We start from the raw sequence: 19,133 nt of genomic DNA, 5'->3' as shown, positions 1-19,133 counted from the left end.
GGACGGGAAGAGAGGAGAAATGGCAATGGAACTGCTCACGATCCATGGTGCCGGCGATGTCCGACTCGATCCCTACGAGCGCCCGGTGGCAGGACCGAAGGATGTGGTGGTAAGGATGAAGTCGGTCGGCATCTGCGGATCGGACCTCAGCTACATCAGGATCGGCGGCATTCCGCCGGGCAACGTGACCGCGCTGGGCCACGAAGGCGCGGGAGAGGTGATGGAAGTGGGCGCCGAGGTCGCAGGCATCGCCGTGGGCGCGCCCGTCATCGTCAACCCCATGATGACGCCGGGCAACATTGGCTCGGGCGGACCAGAAGGCGCGTTCACCCAGGAACTGCTGGTGCGCGGCGCGCGGCTGGGGGAATCTATCCTGCCGATCCCCGAAGGCATTCCCTATGACGTGGCCGCCATGTGCGAACCGCTGGCGGTGGCCATGCACGGCGTCAACCGCGCCGAGGTGAAGCCGGGCGACAAGGTGGTGGTGTTCGGTTGCGGCCCGATCGGTCTTGGTATGCTGCTCTGGCTGGTCGATCGCGGGATTACCGATGTGGTCGCGCTCGACCTGTCGGAAGAGCGCCTCGAACGCGCGCGCGCGCTGGGCGTGCAAGCCGCGTTCGACCCCACCAGGGTGGACCTGCGCGCCGAACTGGCGAAGCTGCACGGCGAGGTGCCGAGCTATGGCCGCGTGGGCGTGGGCACCGATGCCTTTATCGACGCGGCGGGGGCGCCCAATATCCTGTCCGACGTAATCATGATGGCCAAGTTCCATTCGCGCATGGTCATCACCGCGGCGCACATGAAGCCGATCGAGTTCCCCGCGGGCCGCATGCTGACCAGCGAAATGACGATCACCACGGCCATGGGCTATCCCACCGAAATGCCCGAAGTGATCGCCGCGATGCCGCGCCTCAAGGACAAGATCGTGGCGATGATCAGCCACAGACTGCCGTTCAGGGACGTTATGAAGGGCCTCGAAATCGCGGCGACCCCGGCGTCGGCCAAGGTTATGATAGAGATGGAGGATTGAGCGTGGCGGAAACCGAGGACGCCCCATCGAAACAGGAGGGCCCCAGGCTGGCCGGCCTCGTGCGCTCGGGCGACGAGCAGACCGACGCCATCGCGATCACCGATTTCATCTTTCAGGCCAACGACATCTCGAACGCCTGTCTTGTGACCACGAGCGAAGGCGATGTGATGATCAACACCGGCTTCATGGACAATGCGGAGCGCACCAAACGCCTGTTGGCACCGCACCGCAAAGGCCCGCTGGCGTTCATTATCCTCACGCAGAGCCATGCCGACCATTACGGCGGCGTGCCCGACTTCGTGGAGGAGGGGACGCAAGTGATCGGCGGCCCCGGCTTCGACGAAGCTCTGGGCGACATGATGCGTTTGCAGCCCTTCTTCGGGCCGCGCAGCGGAAAGCTCTGGGGCTCGACGCTCAAGCGCGGCGGCACGCCCAAGCCACCGCCGGACGTGAAGCCGGATATTCTCGTCGACCGCAGGCTGATACTCGAACTAGGCGGCCGCACGTTTGAAATCATTTCCACTCCCGAAGGCGAGACCATCGACAGCCTCACGGTCTGGATGCCCAGGGAGAAGATCGCCTTCACCGGCAACGTGTTCGGCCCGGTCTGGCTGTCGATGCCGTTCCTCAACACCCTGCGCGGAGACAAGCCCCGGCTGGTGCGCAATTACCTCAAGTCGCTGGCGACGATCCGTGCTCTGGGTGCCGAGATCATCGTTACCGGCCATGGCGATGCCATTGTCGGCAAGGAGCGCATCAAGGCCGATCTCGACAAGCTGCACGAGGCTGTCAGCTATGTGCGCGACTACACGCTCGGCGGCATGAACGCGGGCAAGGACGTCCACACCCTGATGCGCGAGTTTGCCTGGCCCGAGGGACTGGAGATCGGTGAATTCCATGGCAAGGCAAGCTGGGCGGTCAAGTCGATCTGGCGCGAATATGCGGGCTGGCTGCATTACGAGGACGGCACTACCGCGCTTTACGGCGTGCCGCGTTCGAGCGTGGATGCGGATCTGGCCGAGCTGGTCGGCGGCGCGGACAGGATCGCCGAACGGGCGCGCGTCAGGCTGGATGAAGGCAAGCCACTGGAGGCACTTCACCTCGTCGACGTCGCGCTGGGCGCCGAACCGGGGAACGTGCCTGCGCTGAAAGTGCGCAAGGCGGCGAACGAAGCCTTGCTCAAGGCCAGCGGCGGCAGGAACCTGAGCGAGACCATGTGGCTACGCGCGGAGATCGCCGAATGCGAGAGGTTGTTGGGCGAGGGACCGTAAAGGCAGATCCGTTCGTGTCGAGCGAAGTCGAGACACGCTCACGCCGCGCCAGTGTGTCTCGACTTCGCTCGACACGAATGGAATCCGATGCAGATCAAGCGCACGATGCTCTACCCCGGTTTTGGCCGCTTCTTCATGCCATCACCGCCACGCTGTCGCTGACCAGGCGCACCAGTTCCGCCTGCCCGCGCACCCCCAGCTTGGCGTAAAGCCGTTTCGAATAGTTGCGCGCCGTTTCCAGGGTCAGGCCCATGCGCCCTGCCGCTTCTGCAATCGACAGACCCTCGTTGAGCGCAACCGCGAGTTCGGCCTCGCGCCGGGGAAGGTCGAACAGGCGGGCGAGGCGCTCCACGCTTTCGGCGGTGCGCGCATTGGGCAGGCGGCAGAGCACCAGCATCGAGCGGCGGGGCATGTCGGTGGTCGCGGAGAGCAGCGCCTCCAGCCGGGGATGCTCGTTCAGAAGGAGAGGGCGGGGCGGTCCGGGTTCCTCACCGGTAAAGTGGTTTGCGGCGGCCATCAGTTCCCGCTCCGTCTGGACGCCGAGGTCGCGCAGCCGTTCGCCGATGCGGGGGCTGTAGCCCAGCGTCTCCTCCATCCAGACTTCGAGTCTCGGGTCGATGAAGAGCAGCCGCGCTTCGCGGTCCATCACCAGCCAGGCCGTGGCCGACCGGGCAAGGCCCTGCACGCTGACGCTGGCCCTCACCCGGTAGCGCTCCAGCTCGATATGCGCCCGCAGCGCTTCCTCGACGTAAGGCGCGAGATTGGAGAGGAGGGCGCTGTCCGCCGCCGTGCAGGGCTGCGCGCGGGCCATCACGAGCCACGCTGTAACGTCGCCAATGTCGGGTATGCGCACCACGCGCTCGTCGGCGATGCCCAGGCCTTGCATGCGGCGTGCCCGATCGGCGCGGTAGACCGGATCGTGGTCGAAGAACTCCGACATCGAATAGACGCGCCCCGGCCGCAGGTTGTCGTAATGGAACCGGTCGAGGGCGCGAGTCTCCAGCGGATCGTCTTCCTGTGCGCGGACGCGCAAGTCTATTCCGGCGTGGAATTCGCTCACTTCGGCGTGCGGGCTGCTGCCCACGCGCTGGATCAGGCCGATGTATTCGGCGTCGGTGCGCCGCCTGAGCCGCTCCAGAAACGTCGAAAACCGCTCGTTTCCAGACAGACTCCGGAAAAGCGGCAGTAGCAGATCGGTCTCGTCGCGACTGGTTAGGGCCATATCCTCCCATATGGGAGGTTTTCGCGAAAGTCATCCCTGCAAAGAGATTCGCGACCAAGAAAAAGGGAAGCTGATGAAGACCCTGACCCACCTCGAGAGGCTGGAAGCCGAAAGCATCCATATTATCCGAGAAGTTGTCGCCGAGGCGGAAAAGCCGGTGATGCTCTACTCGGTCGGCAAGGACAGCGCCGTCATGCTGCACCTCGCCCGCAAGGCATTCTACCCCTCGCCGCCGCCGTTCCCGCTGCTCCACGTCGACACCACCTGGAAGTTCCAGGAGATGTACAAGCTGCGCGACAGGATGGCGGAGCTTTCGGGCATGGACCTGCTTGTCTACCATAACCCCGAGGCGCAGGAAAAAGGGATCAATCCCTTCGACCATGGTTCGCTCCACACCGACATGTGGAAGACCGAGGGGCTCAAGCAGGCGCTCGACAAGTACGGGTTCGACGCGGCCTTCGGCGGCGCCCGCCGCGACGAGGAAAAGAGCCGCGCCAAGGAGCGCATCTTCTCGTTCCGCACGTCCTCGCATGGCTGGGACCCGAAGAACCAGCGTCCCGAGCTGTGGAACCTCTACAATGCCAAGAAGGCCAAGGGCGAATCTATCCGCGTCTTCCCGATCTCGAACTGGACCGAGCTTGACGTGTGGCAGTACATCCACCTCAACGACATTCCGATCGTTCCCCTCTACTTCGCGGAGAAGCGTCCCACCGTCGAGCGCGACGGCATGCTGGTCATGGTCGATGACGATCGTTTCCCGCTCAAGCCCGGCGAAAAGCCGGTCATGCGTTCGGTGCGCTTCCGCACGCTGGGCTGCTATCCGTTGACCGGAGCGGTGGAAAGCACGGCCAAGACGCTCCCCGAGGTGATCCAGGAAACCCTGCTCACCACCACCTCAGAGCGGCAAGGCCGCGCTATCGACAAGGATGCCGGCGGCGCCGGCATGGAAGTCAAGAAGCAGCAGGGGTACTTCTGATGGCCCGCTTTCACACGTCGATCGTCATCCCGGCGAAAGCCGGGACCGGTGGCGGTCGTTCGGCACGACCTCACGGCGGGGCCCATTCCCATGACGTCGCGCATAAATTCAGCCAGCGGTCCCGGATCAAGTCCGGGATGACGGAGTGATCCGATGACCGACCAGACCATCACCAAAGACAAGAACGAACCCGTCTACGTCGTCGACGACCTGATCGCGAAGGACATCGACGCCTATCTCGATCAGCACGAGCACAAGACGATGCTGCGCTTCATCACCTGCGGCAGCGTCGATGACGGCAAGTCCACGCTGATTGGCCGTCTGCTCTACGATTCGAAGATGATCTTCGAGGACCAGCTCGACGCGCTGACCTCGGATTCGAAGAAGGTCGGCACGCAGGGTCAGGAAATCGACTTCGCGCTGCTGGTCGACGGTCTCGCCGCCGAGCGCGAGCAGGGCATCACCATCGACGTGGCCTACCGCTTCTTCAACACCGAAAAGCGCAAGTTCATCGTCGCCGACTGTCCGGGCCACGAGCAGTACACCCGCAACATGGTGACCGGTGCCTCGGCCGCCGATCTTGCGGTAATCCTGATCGACGCGCGCAAGGGCGTGCTCGTCCAGACCCGGCGTCACAGCTACCTGTGCCACCTGATCGGCATCAAGAACATCGTGCTCGCCGTCAACAAGATGGACCTCGTCGACTACAGCCAGGACGTCTTCGACAAGATCGTCGCCGACTACACGGAGTTCGCGGAAGGCATCGGGATCGAGAGTTTCACCGCCATGCCGATCTCGGGCTTCAAGGGCGACAACATCACGACGCTGTCCGAGAATACCCCCTGGTACAAGGGGCCGACGCTGGTCGAGCATCTCGAGACTGTCGAGGTCATCAGCTCGGTCGACGCGGACAAGCCGTTTCGCATGCCGGTGCAATGGGTCAATCGCCCGAACCTCGACTTCCGCGGTTTCTCGGGTTTGATCGCGACCGGTTCGGTCAAGCCGGGCGATGCGATCCGCGTCCTGCCTTCGGGCAAGACCAGCAAGGTCAGTCGCGTCGTCACGTTTGACGGCGATCTCGACGAGGCGGTTGCGGGACAGTCGGTCACGGTCTGCTTCGAGGACGAGATCGACTGCTCGCGCGGCTCGGTGATCTCGGTTGCCGACAACCCGCCGCAGACCGCGGATCAGTTCGAATCCACCATCGTCTGGATGGCGGACGACGCGCTGGTCCCCGGCCGCGCTTATTGGCTGAAGCTGGGCACGCAGACGGTCTCCGCCACGATCCATGCGCCCAAGTACACGGTCAACGTGAACACGATGGAGCACATGGCCGCCAAGACGCTCGAACTCAACGAGATTGGCGTCGCCGAGATCGCCACCGACAAGCAGATCGTGTTCGAGCCCTATGCCGAAAACCGCGCGCTGGGCGGGTTCATCCTGATCGACAGGATGACTAACGCCACGGTCGCGGCGGGCATGCTGCATTTCTCGCTGCGCCGTTCGCAGAACGTCCACTGGCAGGCGCTCGACATCGGCCGCAAGCAGCACGCCGACCTCAAGAACCAGCGTCCGGCGGTGCTGTGGTTCACCGGCCTCTCGGGCTCGGGCAAATCGACGATCGCCAACCTCGTCGAGAAGAAATTGTACCGGATGAACCGGCACACCTTCCTGCTCGACGGAGACAATGTGCGCCATGGCCTCAACAAGGACCTGGGCTTCACCGAGGCCGACCGTATCGAGAACATCCGCCGCGTCGGCGAAGTCTCGAAGCTGTTGGCCGACTCGGGCCTGATCGTCATCACCGCGTTCATTTCGCCGTTCCAGGCGGATCGCGAGATGGTGCGTTCGATGCTGCCCGAGGGCGAGTTTTTCGAGGTCTTCATCGACACGCCGCTGAAGGTGGCCGAGGCGCGTGACGTCAAGGGCCTCTACAAGAAGGCGCGCGCGGGTGAGCTCAAGAACTTCACCGGGATCGACAGCCCCTATGAAGCGCCGCGCGACCCCGAGATTCGGATCGACACCACCAAGATGTCGCCGGACGAGGCAGCCGAGCTCATCGTCAATACCCTGCTGGGCGACGCGTGATGGGGATGACTGACGGCAATCTCGCCGCCCATCTCGCCGATGTCGCGGGCAGGATCCTGCTTCAGGTTCGCGCCTCGGGCGTGTTCAAGGGCAAGGCGCTGGGCAAGGCGGGAGACCAGACTGCGAACCAGTTCCTCTGCCATGCACTGCGCGAGCAGCGGCCGGAGGACGGGCTGCTCTCCGAGGAGGAGAAGGACAATCCGGAACGTCTCGCCAAGGAGCGGGTGTGGATCGTCGACCCGGTTGATGGCACTCGCGAATACGGCGAGGAGCGCACCGACTGGGCGGTCCATGTCGGCATGGCGGTCAATGGTGAGCCGGTGCTGGGAGCAGTCGCGCTTCCGGGGCTCGGCTTGGTGCTGCGCTCGGATCAACCGGAAGAAGTCCCGGCGCCGCCCGAAAAACTGCGCATGGTCGTGAGCCGCACGCGCCCCGCCAGGGAAGCGACGGGCGTTGCCGAGGCGATCGGAGCCGAACTCGTTCCCATGGGTTCGGCGGGCGCCAAGGCCATGGCCATCCTGCGCGGCGAGGCGGACATCTACCTGCACTCCGGCGGACAATATGAATGGGACAGCTGCGCGCCTGCCGCCGTCGCGGCGGGCTGGGGGCTGCATGTCTCGCGCATCGACGGCAGCCCGCTGGTCTACAATCGGGAGGACGTCTATATGCCGGACCTGCTGATCTGCCGGAAGGAACACGCGGAAATGGTGCTTCGGGAAGTCAAGGCTTTCCTCTAGACGCGATCCGCACTTGCACGGGAGGCCGGCCTTTGTGGAGGGCCTCCCGTCTGCCAAATAGCCGACCGCTTCGCCGGGGCGGCCTGTGTATAGTCAACATTGTCGATTAGTTGCATCGCCGCTATGCTCCTCCGGTGGCAACGAAGGGGGAAGGCATGGAGGCGAAGGTGAAGCGCAGGGTCCGCGATCCGGCGGCGACGCGCGAGACCATTCTCGAGGCAGCCAGTAACCTGCTGGCCAAGGATGGGCTTGAGGGGGTCAGCCTTTCGGCGGTTGCCCATCTCGCGGGCGTCAACCGCGGCACTGCCTATCAGCATTTCGAAACGCGGGAAAAGCTGATCGAAGCCACGATCCAGTGGGTTTCGGACAAGCTGTTCCACGCCGTGTTCGGTGACCCTGAAACGATCGGCGAACGCCGTGTCGAGGAAGTCGACGTCGCCAGACTTACTGACCGGCTTTGCGATTTCGCGATGGAAAACCCGGAAATCTGCCGCGTCTGGCTGCAGCAGGTGCTGGCCTCGCCGGACCCCAGCCAGGATCCGTTCTGGCGCGAATATTGCGGTTCGTTGCGCCGGTTCGCCGCTACCGATCTTTCCCAGCCGGGGGTCGACGCGGAAGTCCTTTCGGTGCTCAACCTCGCCGGCGTGTTTTTCTGGCCGATTCTCGTGCGCGCGCATGCGGCCGACGATCGGGAGCGTAGTGAGCTGACCCGCCGATTCAGTCATGAAATCCTCCGTCTCTCGATGTACGGATCGATGGATTCGCGGGCTTTCCCGCAAGTTGAGGAACGTCTCAGGAAAGGGATGCGCGTGGCCGCGTCCTGACACAGGGGCCGCCTCAAGCCGGGCTTCCTGTTCGCCTCGGCGATGCCATGGCTTCGCGCCATTGACGGGCGGGGGCATTATCCGTTTCAGCATGCGGTGGATTCTAAGTCGCGGCGGGCGCCATCCCGCCGGTACGCGGCATGTTTGGTCGAAGGGCGAGGCCCTCACAGAGGAAGGAAGTTCTCCATGTTTTCCGCGATCGTGATCGACAAGACCGACGAGGGCCAGACGGTTACCCTGCAACAGCTCGATGAAAGCGCGCTGCCCGAAGGCGACGTCACCATCGACGTTGCCTATTCGACGCTCAACTTCAAGGATGGCCTCGCCATCACCGGCAGCTCGCCCGTCGTGCGCAAGTTCCCGATGGTGCCGGGCATCGACCTCGTTGGCACCGTTTCGGATAGCAGCCACGGTGACTGGAAGGCCGGCGACACGGTCGTTCTCAACGGTTGGGGCGTGGGCGAAGCCCACTGGGGCGGCCTGGCGCAGAAGGCCCGGCTCAAGGGCGACTGGCTGGTGCCGCTGCCAAGCGCATTCACCCCGGCGCAGGCCATGGCGATCGGCACGGCCGGCTACACCGCCGCGCTTTGCGTCGACGGACTGGTCGACTGGGGCGTGACCCCGGAACAGGGCGAAGTGCTCGTTACCGGCGCCACCGGCGGCGTCGGTTCGGTGGCTATAGCGCTGCTGAAGAAGCTGGGCTTCTCGGTCGCCGCGCTGACCGGCAAGCCGGGCGAGGCGGATTATCTCAAGGCGCTGGGCGCCGAGACCATCATCGACCGCGCCGAAATGTCCGAAAAGGGCAAGCCGCTGCAGAAGGAGCGCTGGGCCGGCGTGGTGGATACCGCCGGCAGCTTCACCCTCGCCAACGCCTGTGCGCAGACCCGGTATGGCGGCGCGGTCGCGGCCTGCGGCCTGGCCCAGGGCGCGGACCTGCCGGCCACGGTCATGCCTTTTATCCTGCGCGGTGTGTCGCTGCTCGGCATCGACAGCGTCATGGCGCCCAAGGCCAAGCGCCTCAAGGCCTGGGACCGTCTCGCCAGGGATCTCGATCCGGCGGCGCTAGACACCATCGGCCAGACCATTGGCCTGGGCGAGGCGATCGATGCGGCGAAGAAGTTCATGTCGGGTGACGTCAAGGGGCGTTACATCGTCGACGTGAACGCCTGAGCGGGGAGGGGCGGGTACGGGCTTGCCCGTCTCGCCCCATCGACCGTTCCAAAGCAATAATGACGAGGATGGCATGACAGGTTCGGTTAGGGTGGTAGATGACTTGTCGATCGTCCACGGCATTCCTCTTTCGGAAGAGGAGGGCATCGGCCCGCTGACGCTAGGCGGGTTCATTCGTGAAGTGACGCAGCGCCACGGCCCGTCCGAGGCGGCGGTCATTCACCTCGACGGCAAGGTCGAGCGCTGGACTTATGACGATCTCTGGGCGCGTTCGGTCGAAGTCGCGCGATCCCTGATCGCCTGCGGTGTCGGCAAGGGCACGCGCGTAGGCATCCTCACCACCAACCGCCTCGAATTTCTTTCCGGCGTTTTCGGCACCGCGCTTGCTGGCGGCGTTGCGACTACCATCAGCACGTTTTTCACGCCGGCCGAACTCGACACCGTGCTGCAGATGGGCGGCTGCTCGGTGCTTCTGCTCGAACGCAGTGTGCTCAAGAAGGACTTCGCGCAGATCCTCGTCGATCTGGAGCCGCAGATCGGCTCGGCCCAGCCCGGACGCCTTGCTTCGGCCAAGTTTCCGTTCCTGCGCCATCTGGCGGTGGTGGACAGCGACGAGGGAATGGGCGCGATCGAGGGATGGAGCACCTTCCTGGCGCGGGGCGGCAGCGTCGATCCGGCCATGGTCGCCGCCACGTCCGCTTCCGTTACTCCCGCCGATCCGGGAGTGCTGTTCTTTTCCTCGGGGTCGACCGGCAAGGCCAAGGGGATTCTTTCCGCCCATCGCGGCGTGACCTTGCAGCTCTGGCGCTGGCCGCAGTGGTACTCCATCACCGAGCCGCCACGCACCTGGTCGGCCAACGGCTTCTTTTGGTCTGGCAACTTCGCCATGGCGCTGGGCGGCACGCTGGGCTCGGGCGGGTCACTGGTGCTGCAACGCTGGTTCGATGCCGAGGAAGCGCTGGCCCTGATGGAGGCGGAGAAGGCGACGATGATCATCGCCTGGCCGCATCAGTGGGCACACCTCATGGCCGCGCCCAATTACGAGAGCGTCGATCTGTCCGCGATGCACTACCTCGATGCGCAAACGCCTTGCGCGCAGCATCCGACGATCAGCACGAACTGGCGCGAGCCGGCGCAGGCTTACGGCAATACCGAGACATTTACGCTCGTCTCCGTATACCCTTCCGGCACGCCGGATGAGATCGCCGGCAAGTCGTACGGCCAGCCCACGGCGGGATCGACGATCAAGATCGTCGATCCGTTCACTGGCGCGACGATGCCGCTGGGCGAACGCGGCGAAATCGCCGTAAAGGGGCCAACGCTGATGCTCGGCTACCTCGGAATCCCGCTTGACCAGTCGCTTGACGAGGACGGCTTCCTGCGCACGGCCGACGGAGGTTACGTCGATGAGCAGGGGCGGCTGTTCTGGGAAGGACGCCTGAACGACATCATCAAGACCGGCGGCGCGAACGTCTCGCCGATCGAGATCGACGAAGTCATTCGCGCCCATCCCCAGGTCAAGGTCTCGCAGACCGTCGGCGTGCCCGACGAATTGCTGGGCGAAATGGTCGTCACCTGCATCGTCCCGGTGGAGGGGACAAATCCGGACCCGTCGGCTATCCGCGACTACGCCCGGGGACAGCTTGCCAGCTACAAGGTGCCGCGCCGCGTCCTCTTCGTCGAGGACCGCGACCTCAAGACCACCGGCAGCTCCAAGATCAAGACCGCCGACCTTCGCAAGCTCGCAGCAGAACGGGTCGCGGCGCTGGGTGAGGACGGCGTATGAGCACGGCACCGGAATTCGCCGACTGGCTGGCAATCTGCAATCTCAAGGCTGCCTATTGCCGGCTGCTCGACACGAAGGACTGGGAGAACTGGAAGCAGCTCTTCACCGAGGACTGCGTGATCGACACGACGGGCAGCGGGGGCACGGTGGAGCGGAGTCGCGATGACTTCGTTAAGGCTGTCAGCACGTCCCTGACGAATGCCAGAACCGCGCATCACATCCACTCTCCGGAGATAACCATCGACGGCGACGTTGCCCGCGTGGTCTGGGCCATGCAGGACCGGGTTACCAAGGACGACTTCTCGCTGACCGGCTATGGGCACTATCACGAGACCTGCGTGCGCACTGCCGAGGGCTGGAAGATCGCCGAGCAGAAGCTGACGCGCCTCATCATGGAAGTGGATCGGCCTGCTGCGTGAACCCGGATCGCGCGCCCCGAGAGCGCTTCGGTGAGGATAGGAACGCCTTCTTCAAGTCCTTGAAATTGGGCGCTTCAATTCATCCGCAAGCCTGAAATGGCACCCGTTGCGGCGGGCTGCTGAAGCCTGCGCGCGAGCCTTGCGGTAACTATCGCAGTCGCGATAGGCTGGTCCTTGCCGAAGGGCTATGGTGCTGGAAATCAGACGGCTTCAAATGTTGGTCAATCGGGAGGAACTGTGGGCAAGACGATCGTGATAACCGGGGCCGGTGCAGGCCTGGGGCGCGCGCTTGCGCGGCGTTTCGCCGGCGAAGGCGAAACCGTGATCCTGCTTGGCCGGACACTGTCGAAAGTCCAGGCCGTCGCCGAGGAACTCGGCGGCAATGCCATGGCCGTCGAATGCGACGTTGCCTCCGCGGATTCCGTGCGCGGCGCTTTCGCACAGATCGCTGAACGCCATCCGAAGATTGACGTGCTCGTCAACAATGCCGCGATCTACGAACCGTTTACTGTCGCCGAAGCGACCGACCGGCAGATCGACAGTATCGTCGCCATCAATCTCAACGGGCCGATCTATTGTTGCCGCGCTGCCATCCCGATGATGGAAAAGGGTGCGCAGATCATCAATGTGGGCAGCGAATCCATCGTCGTTCCGTTCGTCATGCTATCGCTCTATCAGGCCACCAAGGCCGGGCTGGAGCGGTTCACCGAAGCGCTTGCCGAGGAACTGGAACCGCAGGGCATTCGCGTGACCACGGTCCGCGCCGGGCCGATGTACGATCAGGACAAGGAAGCGCCGGGCTGGGATCCGGATGCCGCGATGCGGTTCCACAAGGGCTGTCTGGAAAAGGGCCTGGACCTCAGGGCCCGGCCGATGTCCAACAGCAATTCGGTGACGGGCGTGTTCCGGTCGCTTCTGGACCTGCCGCCCGACGTCAAGGTTCTCCACGTTTCCGTTGGCGCGCGTCATCCCTGATTCCCGCCGTACCGACATCTTGCCAAGGAAAATACGATGACAACTCTTCCCGATGCCAAGCTCTTTATCGACGGCAAGCTGCGCGATTCGAGCGGCGGCGCGACGTTCGACGTCATCAGCCCCTGGACCGGCGAGCCGGTCTGCAAGGCGGCCGACGCCACTGCCGCCGACGTCAACGAAGCGATCGCCGCCGCGCGCAGGGCCTTTGACACCACCGACTGGTCGACCAATGTCGAAAAGCGCGTCGCGCTGCTGAAGAGGTACCGTGAACTCTTCGAAAAGAACCGCGCGCGCCTGGGTGAGCTGGCGATCCATGAAGCCGGCGCCGCCCAGGGCGCGGTGAACCGCGCCCACGTCGACATGGCGCTCGACGGCTGGGACGACTACATGGCCGTGTTCGACAAGGTCGAATGGGAAAAGGATTATGGCGAGAAGGAAACCTTCGGCCGGATGCACAAGCGTATCGGGTTGCGCGAAGCGGTCGGAGTCGTCGGCGCCATCACTCCCTGGAACGTCCCGCTCTACGTCAATATCGGCAAGGTCGTCGCGGCCCTGCTCGCAGGCTGCACCGTCATTCTCAAGCCCGCTCCCGATACGCCGGGCCTGGGCGCGATCTTCGGTGAACTGGCTCAGGAAGCAGGGTTCCCCGAAGGCGTAATCAATGTCGTCTTCGGCGCTGATCCGGCCCTTGCCGGAGAGATGCTGGTGACCGACCCTCGCGTCGATCTCATCTCCTTCACCGGCTCCACGGGCGTAGGCAAGCGGATCATGGAACAGGGCGCGGCCACGCTGAAGCGCGTGTTCCTTGAACTCGGCGGAAAGTCGGCCAAGATCGTTCTCGACGATTCCCCCAACTTCGCGATGGACGTGGCCACGGCAATGCTGGTCTTTCATGCCGGCCAGGGCTGCGCGGTGCAGTCGCGCTTGCTCGTCCCGAAGAGCCGTTACGAAGAAGCCAAGGCCATCCTCCAGGGCGCCTACGGCAAGTTCGGCGACAACTGGGGTGATGTCGACAATCCGGGGCATATCATGGGTCCGGTCATCTCCAGGCGGCAGATGGAGCGCGTGAAGAGCTATATCGATCTGGGCAAGGAAGAGGGTGCGACGCTGCTGGTGGGCGGCAATATCCGTCCCGACAAGGGCGGCGGCTACTTCATCGAGCCGACCTGCTTCGTCGATGTCACCAACGACATGCGTATTGCCCAGGAGGAGATCTTCGGTCCGGTCCTGGTGGTCATCCCTTACGAAGATGACGAAGATGCGATCCGCATCGCCAACGAAAGTTCCTATGGCCTGTCGGGCGGGGTCTCGGGCAGCCACGATCGCGCGATCAACATTGCCCGCCGCGTGCGCACCGGCTCCATGAGCGTCAACGACGGCATGTGCATTTCGGGCGACATCCCCTTCGGCGGCTGCAAGGCCAGCGGCATGGGCCGCGAATGGGGCGTCGAGGGGATCGAGGAATATACCGACGTCAAGATTCTCGCATGGCCGGTTGGGCAAGCCCAGCCGGCTTGAGTGCGGGCCGCCGCATGGCGGGTGAGGGGGACAGGCAGGACGCGCGGCATCTTGCCGCATTGTCCCCCACCCTTGCCGCGGCGGTAAGCGACGCCTGCGCGTCCGTAAGCCACAATCTCAACGGTCAGCGGCTCGGCAGGAAGGGACGGGTGACCCGCGAGCGCATTGTTGCCGCGGCCATCGAACTGTTCGGGGATAATGAAGAGCCGGTGACGCTTGGCTCGGTAGCCAGGCGCGCCGGACTGGGCCTGACTTCGCTCTACAACTACTTTCCCGACCTGACGGACCTGCTGCTCGCCGTGCTCGAACCGGTCCTGGCGACGGCCGAGAGCGGATATCTCGCGGTCCTGCGCGACCGCTGGCCGGACGAACAGTTATACGAAAACTGCTACGCTTTCGTTCGCTCCTACCATGCATTCTGGGCGCGCAATTCGCAGCTTCTTCATATGCGCAACTCGCTGGCCGACCAGCATGACGAGCGCATGATGAAACACCGGATCACCAGCACGCGGCCGATCATCGAACTGCTCGTGTGGCAGATGGGCCGGAACGTCGCTCCCGGTCAGCACAGCACGTCGATGGCAAGCATGGTGATGACCGGCATTGAAAGGTCGATCACCCTCGTCACCGATCACGAACTGCGGGCGCTCGTGGGAATTCCGCCGGAACTCAACGACGACCGTTATCTGCGGGCGGGCGCCAGTCTGCTGGAACTTGCGATCCGCGATGCGCGCGGCGACACGGCCTAGAGCGGCGTGCGGGATATCTGACCCACCGTGACGGAGCCGATTTTGGCCTGGCGCGAGGCGCGAGGAGGGAGCCATGCCAATGCATAGTGACCGACAAGCAACGCTGTGCCGGGCCAAAAGCGGCCCGCCCCGGAGGGGTTGCCCCAGGAAGCCCCTCGGACAGCGTCACCTTGCTTGTCCGGGCAACCAGCCCGACCTGCGCAAGGTTCCTTGCCGAGAGGCTTCCTGAGGCAATCACGGTGGGTCAGATATCCCGCACGCCGCTTAACCTTTGCCGCCCTTGCCGCCGATGCCCTTGAGGTACTCTTCCATGCCCTTGATGTAGTCGGGGTTGAGCATGAGTCCGCTGTTACCCATGCGTTCGACATGGCGCGCGGAATCGCGGCCGACTTCGGCGCACAGTTCGATGGCGACCTTGGCTGCGCCCATCTGCTCACCGTTTTGCCTGGCCAGGTGACGGCAGAAGTCCATGACCTCCTGCTCGAAGGTCTCGTCCTCGTAGACCTGGTGGACGAGCCCCATCGTGAAGGCCATGTCCGCCGGGGCGGGCTTGTTCGCCATGATCAGCCAGCGCGCCCAGTGCGGACCGCAGATGCGCGTCAGGCGCGATACGCCGCCCGATGCGGGCAGGACGCCGAACAGGCCTTCGGGAAAGGCATAGCCGGCGCTTTTCGCGGCAAGGCGAAAATCGCACGACAGGCTCATCTCCAGACCGCCGCCGACACACATCGCGTGATGCGCCACGACGAACGGCTTTTCGATGTGTTCCATCTCGTCCCACAACTGCTGCATGTTGTTGAGGTTGAGGCGATGGTTCTCGCGGATGCCGCGCGCGCTGCTGCTGTTGTAGACTGGCGAGACGATGTTCTGCTTGCCCCCTCGCAAGTCCGCGCCAGAGCTGAAGTAACGCCCGGCAGAGCGGATCAGCATCACCTTGAGTTCAGGGGTGTCGCGAAAACGCAGGACCGCCTCGGTGAGCAGGTCCATCATCTGCCGGCTGATCGCGTTGAGCTTGTCAGGCCGGTTGAGCGTGGCGATCAGGATGCCGTCGACGTCTTCGGTCAGCAGGTGCGGCGCTTCTTCGCTCATCGTATCTTCCCCGTTCTCAACCGCGCGTCCTGGGCAGGCCCAGGCCGCGTTCGGCGACCATCGAGCGATGCACTTCGCTGGTGCCGCCGTAGATCGTCGTGCCGGCGGCATGACGATAGCACTGGTTGAGGAAGCCGGCGGGTCCATCGCGCTTGGACAGCGAGACCGGCGCGGTCAGGTCCAGCAGGTCACGGCTGTCGCTGAGGAACTTTTCCGACGAATACATCTTCGCCATCGGGCCGAAGCCGAGATTGGGCTTCTTCTCCACGCTCGACCACTGTGCGCGGTAGGCCAGCATGTCGGAGACCCACAGATGCGCCGTGGTGCGTGCGAGGCGGCACTGGGTGCGTGTCTCGCCAAGGATGCCGAGTTCTTCGGTCAGTTTCTCGGCCGCTTCGATCATGGCCTCGATGACCTTGGAGAAACCGCCGCCGTGCTCCAGCTCGAGCGCGGCGCTCATCGTCTTCACACCGCCGTCGATGTCGCCAAGGCGCCAGGCGTCGGGGATCACCACGCCGTCGTAGAAAGTGATGTTGGTGCGCTCGTCCTGGAAGGTGTGGACGGCCTGCACCGTCACGCCCTCGGTCTTGAGGGGCACGATGAACATGGTCAGGCCCTTGTGCTTGGGCACGTCGGGGTTGGTGCGCGCCAGCAGCAGGACATAGCTGGCGAGGTTGGCGCCGCTGGTCCACATTTTGGTGCCGTCGATCCGCCATGATCCGTCGTCGAGCTGTGTCGCCTTGCACTGCGCGGCAAAGACGTCGGATCCGCAGCTCGGTTCCGAATAGCCCAGCGAGCAGAGCACGTCGCCACCGGTGATCTTCGGCAGTACATCCCGCTTGAGTTCGTCGCTGCCGTACTTGTCGATCATCATCGCAATTATGGCCGCGACGTTGGCGCCGGGCGTGTTGTAACCCTGCCGCTCCAGCTCGCCCATCGCGGCAATCCGCGCATAGGGCGGGATGCTGCGGCCCGAGAGGTGCTCTGGCAGGCCGGGGAAAAGCAGGTGGTGCTCGGCGAGCATCTTGTGCACTTCGGGCACGTAGCCCTCCCACGAATAGTGGAACCGGGCCTTCTGCTCCGGCGTCACCTTGGTGGCGAAAAGTTCGGCCAGCTCGGCGCAGACCTGACGGGCCTCATCGCCGAGGTCGAAGTCGATCGGCACGTCGCCTGCTTCGGGCAGCGACACGGTTTCGCCCGCGTAGAGACGGCGTCCGGCTTCCTCGAGCGTGAGCTGCGGGTCGCCCGCGACCAGCGGCCAGGCCTTGGCGCGCAAGTTGTAGAGATGAATGTCGTACTCGACCGACAGGCCGTAACCGCCGAACGTATGCAGGCCCTGCGCCACGGCGCGCGCCGCTGCGTCGCAGGCGTACCAGTAGGCGAGCGAGATGGTCGGAGCGGCTTCCTGTGATCCGTCGAATATGTCTTGGATCGCCTTCCAGCCGAGGAACTTGGCACCATCGATGTCACAAAGCAGGTCTGCGAGCGGATGCGAGATGCCCTGGAACGTGCCGATGAGCTGGCCGAAGGCCTTGCGCTCGCAAGCGTATTCGGACGCCAGCCTGAGCGCCTCGCGGCCAATGCCCGAAAGGCCGATCGCCACGTAGAGCTTCCACTCTTCGAGCGCGGCCGCGAACGCGGCAAGGGCTTCTTCGCCAGACCCGAGAACGGTGGCGGATGCCGCGCCGAGATCGATTTCGACGATCGGTGTCGTCGCAAGATTGGGTTCGGCCTTGCCAGCGTTTTTACCGGGCGTGACGAGCACGATATCCGCGCCGCGCCGCGCGATCACCGCCGCGGCCACGGAGCCTCCGGCGACCCACTGGACCGGCTTGTCGGCCATGTCGTGCATGGCGATCGTCGCGACAGCCTCGCCGCCGATCACGCTTTCGAGCAGTTCGTCCTGCCCGCCAAGCTGCCCCAGCAGACGGGCGGCGACGAGAGCCTCGGCGAGAGGCCCGGAAACGAGCGTGCGCCCGGCCTCTTCCATGAGCAGCGCGGCATCGAACAGCCCCAGCCCCATGCCGCCGGCCTCCTCGGGTACGCGCATGGCGAATGCGCCGAGTTCGGCGAGGCCCGCCCACAGCGCGGCATCGAACCCACCGGTTTCCTGCGCCTTGCGGACGCGGACGGTGCTCGAATTCTCGTCAAGAAACCGTGCGAAGGTTTCGCGCATCATTTCCTGTTCTTCGGTGAGGTCGAAATTCATCGCTGGCTTTCCCGAGAGATCATCGTTGTCATGAAGCCGCCTGAGGCGGGCTACCCGCTAGTTCAACACCACAGTAGGAACAGGTGTTCAATCGGTTTTTGGCGCTATCGCAGGCACGATTGGACAGGCGCGATCAGCGGCGAAAAACCGCCAGCCCCCGGCAATCGTGCCGGCGATGGCTCGCCGCGTTGGGCCGCGCGATCCATAATCGGGTGGCCGGTCGCTCCGGTGGGGGTTAGCCTGGCGCCAGCAGACCAACGTGAGCCCGGACCAGAAGGCCAGAAGTTCCATGGGTGAGTGCCAGAAGCAGGATATCGCGGCCATGCCGGGCTACCGGCGCGTGCTGCGGGTGGAGCCGGGTTACGGCACGGTCATGGCTATGCTTGAGGACGACCTACACTGCATGGCGGTTCGCCTGCGTCACGATGGCGAGAGGGTAGTGGCGGTGGAGCCGCTCACGGACCGTGCGCCGTGGAACATCTGTCCCAACGCGCAAGCCGTTCTCGTCGGCACCTTTACCGGTGTGGCCCTGTCCGAAGTAACCGCGCGGCGGGACAAGAAGCTCAACTGCACGCATCTGCACGACCTCGCCGTGCTTGCTGCCGCTCATGCGCAGGATAGCCGGCCGCTCGAATACCGTGTATACGTCAGCGACCCCGACGGCGCGAAACGCATTCTGGAAATCAGGCGGAACGGCCGGACACTGCACCGCTGGGTGGAACGTGACGGCGTGCTCGCGTCGCCGGGAGATGTTTCGGGGCTTACGCTGGTAACCTTGCGCGACTGGATTGCCAGTCTGGAAGGTGAGGAACAGGAGGCCGCCAGGCTCCTGCAGTGGGCGTCCCTCGTGGCCCATGGCCGGACCATGACCCGCGAGCAGCGCCGCGCCGCCGTCGGCGTGCTGCCAAGCTGCTACGCATTTCAGCCCGAACGGGCCGGAGACGTGGATTTCTGGCGGGAGCCTCAGGATTTCAGCGGCGACGAGCGACAGCCGCTGCAAGGCATTCGCGACAGTTTCTCGGCCGTACATGGCCAATCGGGCGGCTAGTTCTCGCCCGCGAGAAGAACCA

Annotated in this window: 16 protein-coding genes; 13 read left to right on the top strand and 3 right to left on the bottom strand. The window is 64.3% G+C overall.

Annotated elements, in window-relative coordinates:
* The first annotated feature begins 25 nt into the window (after positions 1-25).
* The gene (locus IEX32_RS08580; RefSeq protein WP_188770632.1) at positions 26-1,030 is read left to right on the top strand and encodes a zinc-dependent alcohol dehydrogenase; all 1,005 of its coding nucleotides are present in this window, start codon (positions 26-28) and stop codon (positions 1,028-1,030) included.
* 2 nt (positions 1,031-1,032) lie between these two features.
* Positions 1,033-2,301, top strand: coding sequence for an MBL fold metallo-hydrolase (locus IEX32_RS08575; protein WP_188770473.1), 1,269 nt, complete (start codon positions 1,033-1,035; stop codon positions 2,299-2,301).
* Positions 2,302-2,434: 133 nt separating this feature from the next.
* Here IEX32_RS08575 and IEX32_RS08570 read toward each other — a convergent pair whose 3' ends face one another.
* Complete coding sequence (locus IEX32_RS08570) at positions 2,435-3,523, bottom strand: helix-turn-helix transcriptional regulator (protein ID WP_188770470.1); 1,089 nt, start codon at positions 3,521-3,523, stop codon at positions 2,435-2,437.
* Between the two features lie 70 nt (positions 3,524-3,593).
* On the opposite strand from IEX32_RS08570, the gene cysD reads away from it, so the two are divergent.
* From cysD to IEX32_RS08520, 10 genes are all read left to right on the top strand, one after another.
* Positions 3,594-4,499 carry a sulfate adenylyltransferase subunit CysD gene (gene cysD / locus IEX32_RS08565; RefSeq protein WP_268236725.1) on the top strand — a complete coding sequence of 302 codons (906 nt, stop codon included), beginning with the start codon at positions 3,594-3,596 and terminating at the stop codon, positions 4,497-4,499.
* 153 nt (positions 4,500-4,652) lie between these two features.
* Positions 4,653-6,587 (top strand): sulfate adenylyltransferase subunit CysN, encoded by a 1,935-nt coding sequence (cysN, locus tag IEX32_RS08560; RefSeq protein ID WP_188770466.1) that lies wholly within the window; start codon positions 4,653-4,655, stop codon positions 6,585-6,587.
* Complete coding sequence (locus tag IEX32_RS08555) at positions 6,587-7,324, top strand: 3'(2'),5'-bisphosphate nucleotidase CysQ (RefSeq protein WP_188770465.1); 738 nt, start codon at positions 6,587-6,589, stop codon at positions 7,322-7,324. The genes cysN and IEX32_RS08555 overlap by 1 nt, the downstream gene beginning before the upstream one ends.
* Positions 7,325-7,479: 155 nt before the next feature.
* Entirely contained in the window at positions 7,480-8,148 is a 669-nt protein-coding gene (locus tag IEX32_RS08550) for a TetR/AcrR family transcriptional regulator (protein ID WP_188770463.1), read from the top strand.
* A gap of 186 nt (positions 8,149-8,334) precedes the next feature.
* A complete protein-coding gene (gene acuI / locus IEX32_RS08545) occupies positions 8,335-9,318 on the top strand; it encodes an acrylyl-CoA reductase (NADPH) (protein WP_188770461.1) in 984 nt (327 codons plus the stop codon).
* A gap of 73 nt (positions 9,319-9,391) precedes the next feature.
* The gene (locus tag IEX32_RS08540; protein ID WP_188770459.1) at positions 9,392-11,104 is read left to right on the top strand and encodes a class I adenylate-forming enzyme family protein; all 1,713 of its coding nucleotides are present in this window, start codon (positions 9,392-9,394) and stop codon (positions 11,102-11,104) included.
* Positions 11,101-11,523 (top strand): nuclear transport factor 2 family protein, encoded by a 423-nt coding sequence (locus IEX32_RS08535; protein WP_188770457.1) that lies wholly within the window; start codon positions 11,101-11,103, stop codon positions 11,521-11,523. Before IEX32_RS08540 ends, IEX32_RS08535 begins: the two co-directional genes overlap by 4 nt.
* A 237-nt stretch (positions 11,524-11,760) precedes the next feature.
* Positions 11,761-12,498: an SDR family oxidoreductase gene (locus IEX32_RS08530; RefSeq protein ID WP_188770455.1), complete on the top strand. Its 738-nt coding sequence runs from the start codon at positions 11,761-11,763 to the stop codon at positions 12,496-12,498.
* Between the two features lie 36 nt (positions 12,499-12,534).
* Positions 12,535-14,016, top strand: coding sequence for an aldehyde dehydrogenase family protein (locus IEX32_RS08525; RefSeq protein ID WP_188770453.1), 1,482 nt, complete (start codon positions 12,535-12,537; stop codon positions 14,014-14,016).
* Positions 13,986-14,765, top strand: coding sequence for a TetR/AcrR family transcriptional regulator (locus IEX32_RS08520; protein WP_229736259.1), 780 nt, complete (start codon positions 13,986-13,988; stop codon positions 14,763-14,765). The genes IEX32_RS08525 and IEX32_RS08520 overlap by 31 nt, the downstream gene beginning before the upstream one ends.
* Positions 14,766-15,029: 264 nt before the next feature.
* Here IEX32_RS08520 and IEX32_RS08515 read toward each other — a convergent pair whose 3' ends face one another.
* Positions 15,030-15,854, bottom strand: coding sequence for an enoyl-CoA hydratase/isomerase family protein (locus IEX32_RS08515; protein WP_188770450.1), 825 nt, complete (start codon positions 15,852-15,854; stop codon positions 15,030-15,032).
* Between the two features lie 16 nt (positions 15,855-15,870).
* Entirely contained in the window at positions 15,871-18,063 is a 2,193-nt protein-coding gene (locus IEX32_RS08510; RefSeq protein ID WP_188770448.1) for an acyl-CoA dehydrogenase family protein, read from the bottom strand.
* Positions 18,064-18,322: 259 nt separating this feature from the next.
* On the opposite strand from IEX32_RS08510, the gene IEX32_RS08505 reads away from it, so the two are divergent.
* Positions 18,323-19,111 carry a DUF2889 domain-containing protein gene (locus IEX32_RS08505; RefSeq protein ID WP_188770446.1) on the top strand — a complete coding sequence of 263 codons (789 nt, stop codon included), beginning with the start codon at positions 18,323-18,325 and terminating at the stop codon, positions 19,109-19,111.
* The last annotated feature ends 22 nt before the right edge of the window (positions 19,112-19,133 follow it).

Origin of the sequence: Novosphingobium endophyticum, from assembly GCF_014640675.1 — a bacterium.
Classification (GTDB): domain Bacteria; phylum Pseudomonadota; class Alphaproteobacteria; order Sphingomonadales; family Sphingomonadaceae; genus Novosphingobium; species Novosphingobium endophyticum.
Note: the sequence above shows the minus strand (reverse complement) of the source record. Positions and strands in the feature narration are given on the sequence as shown.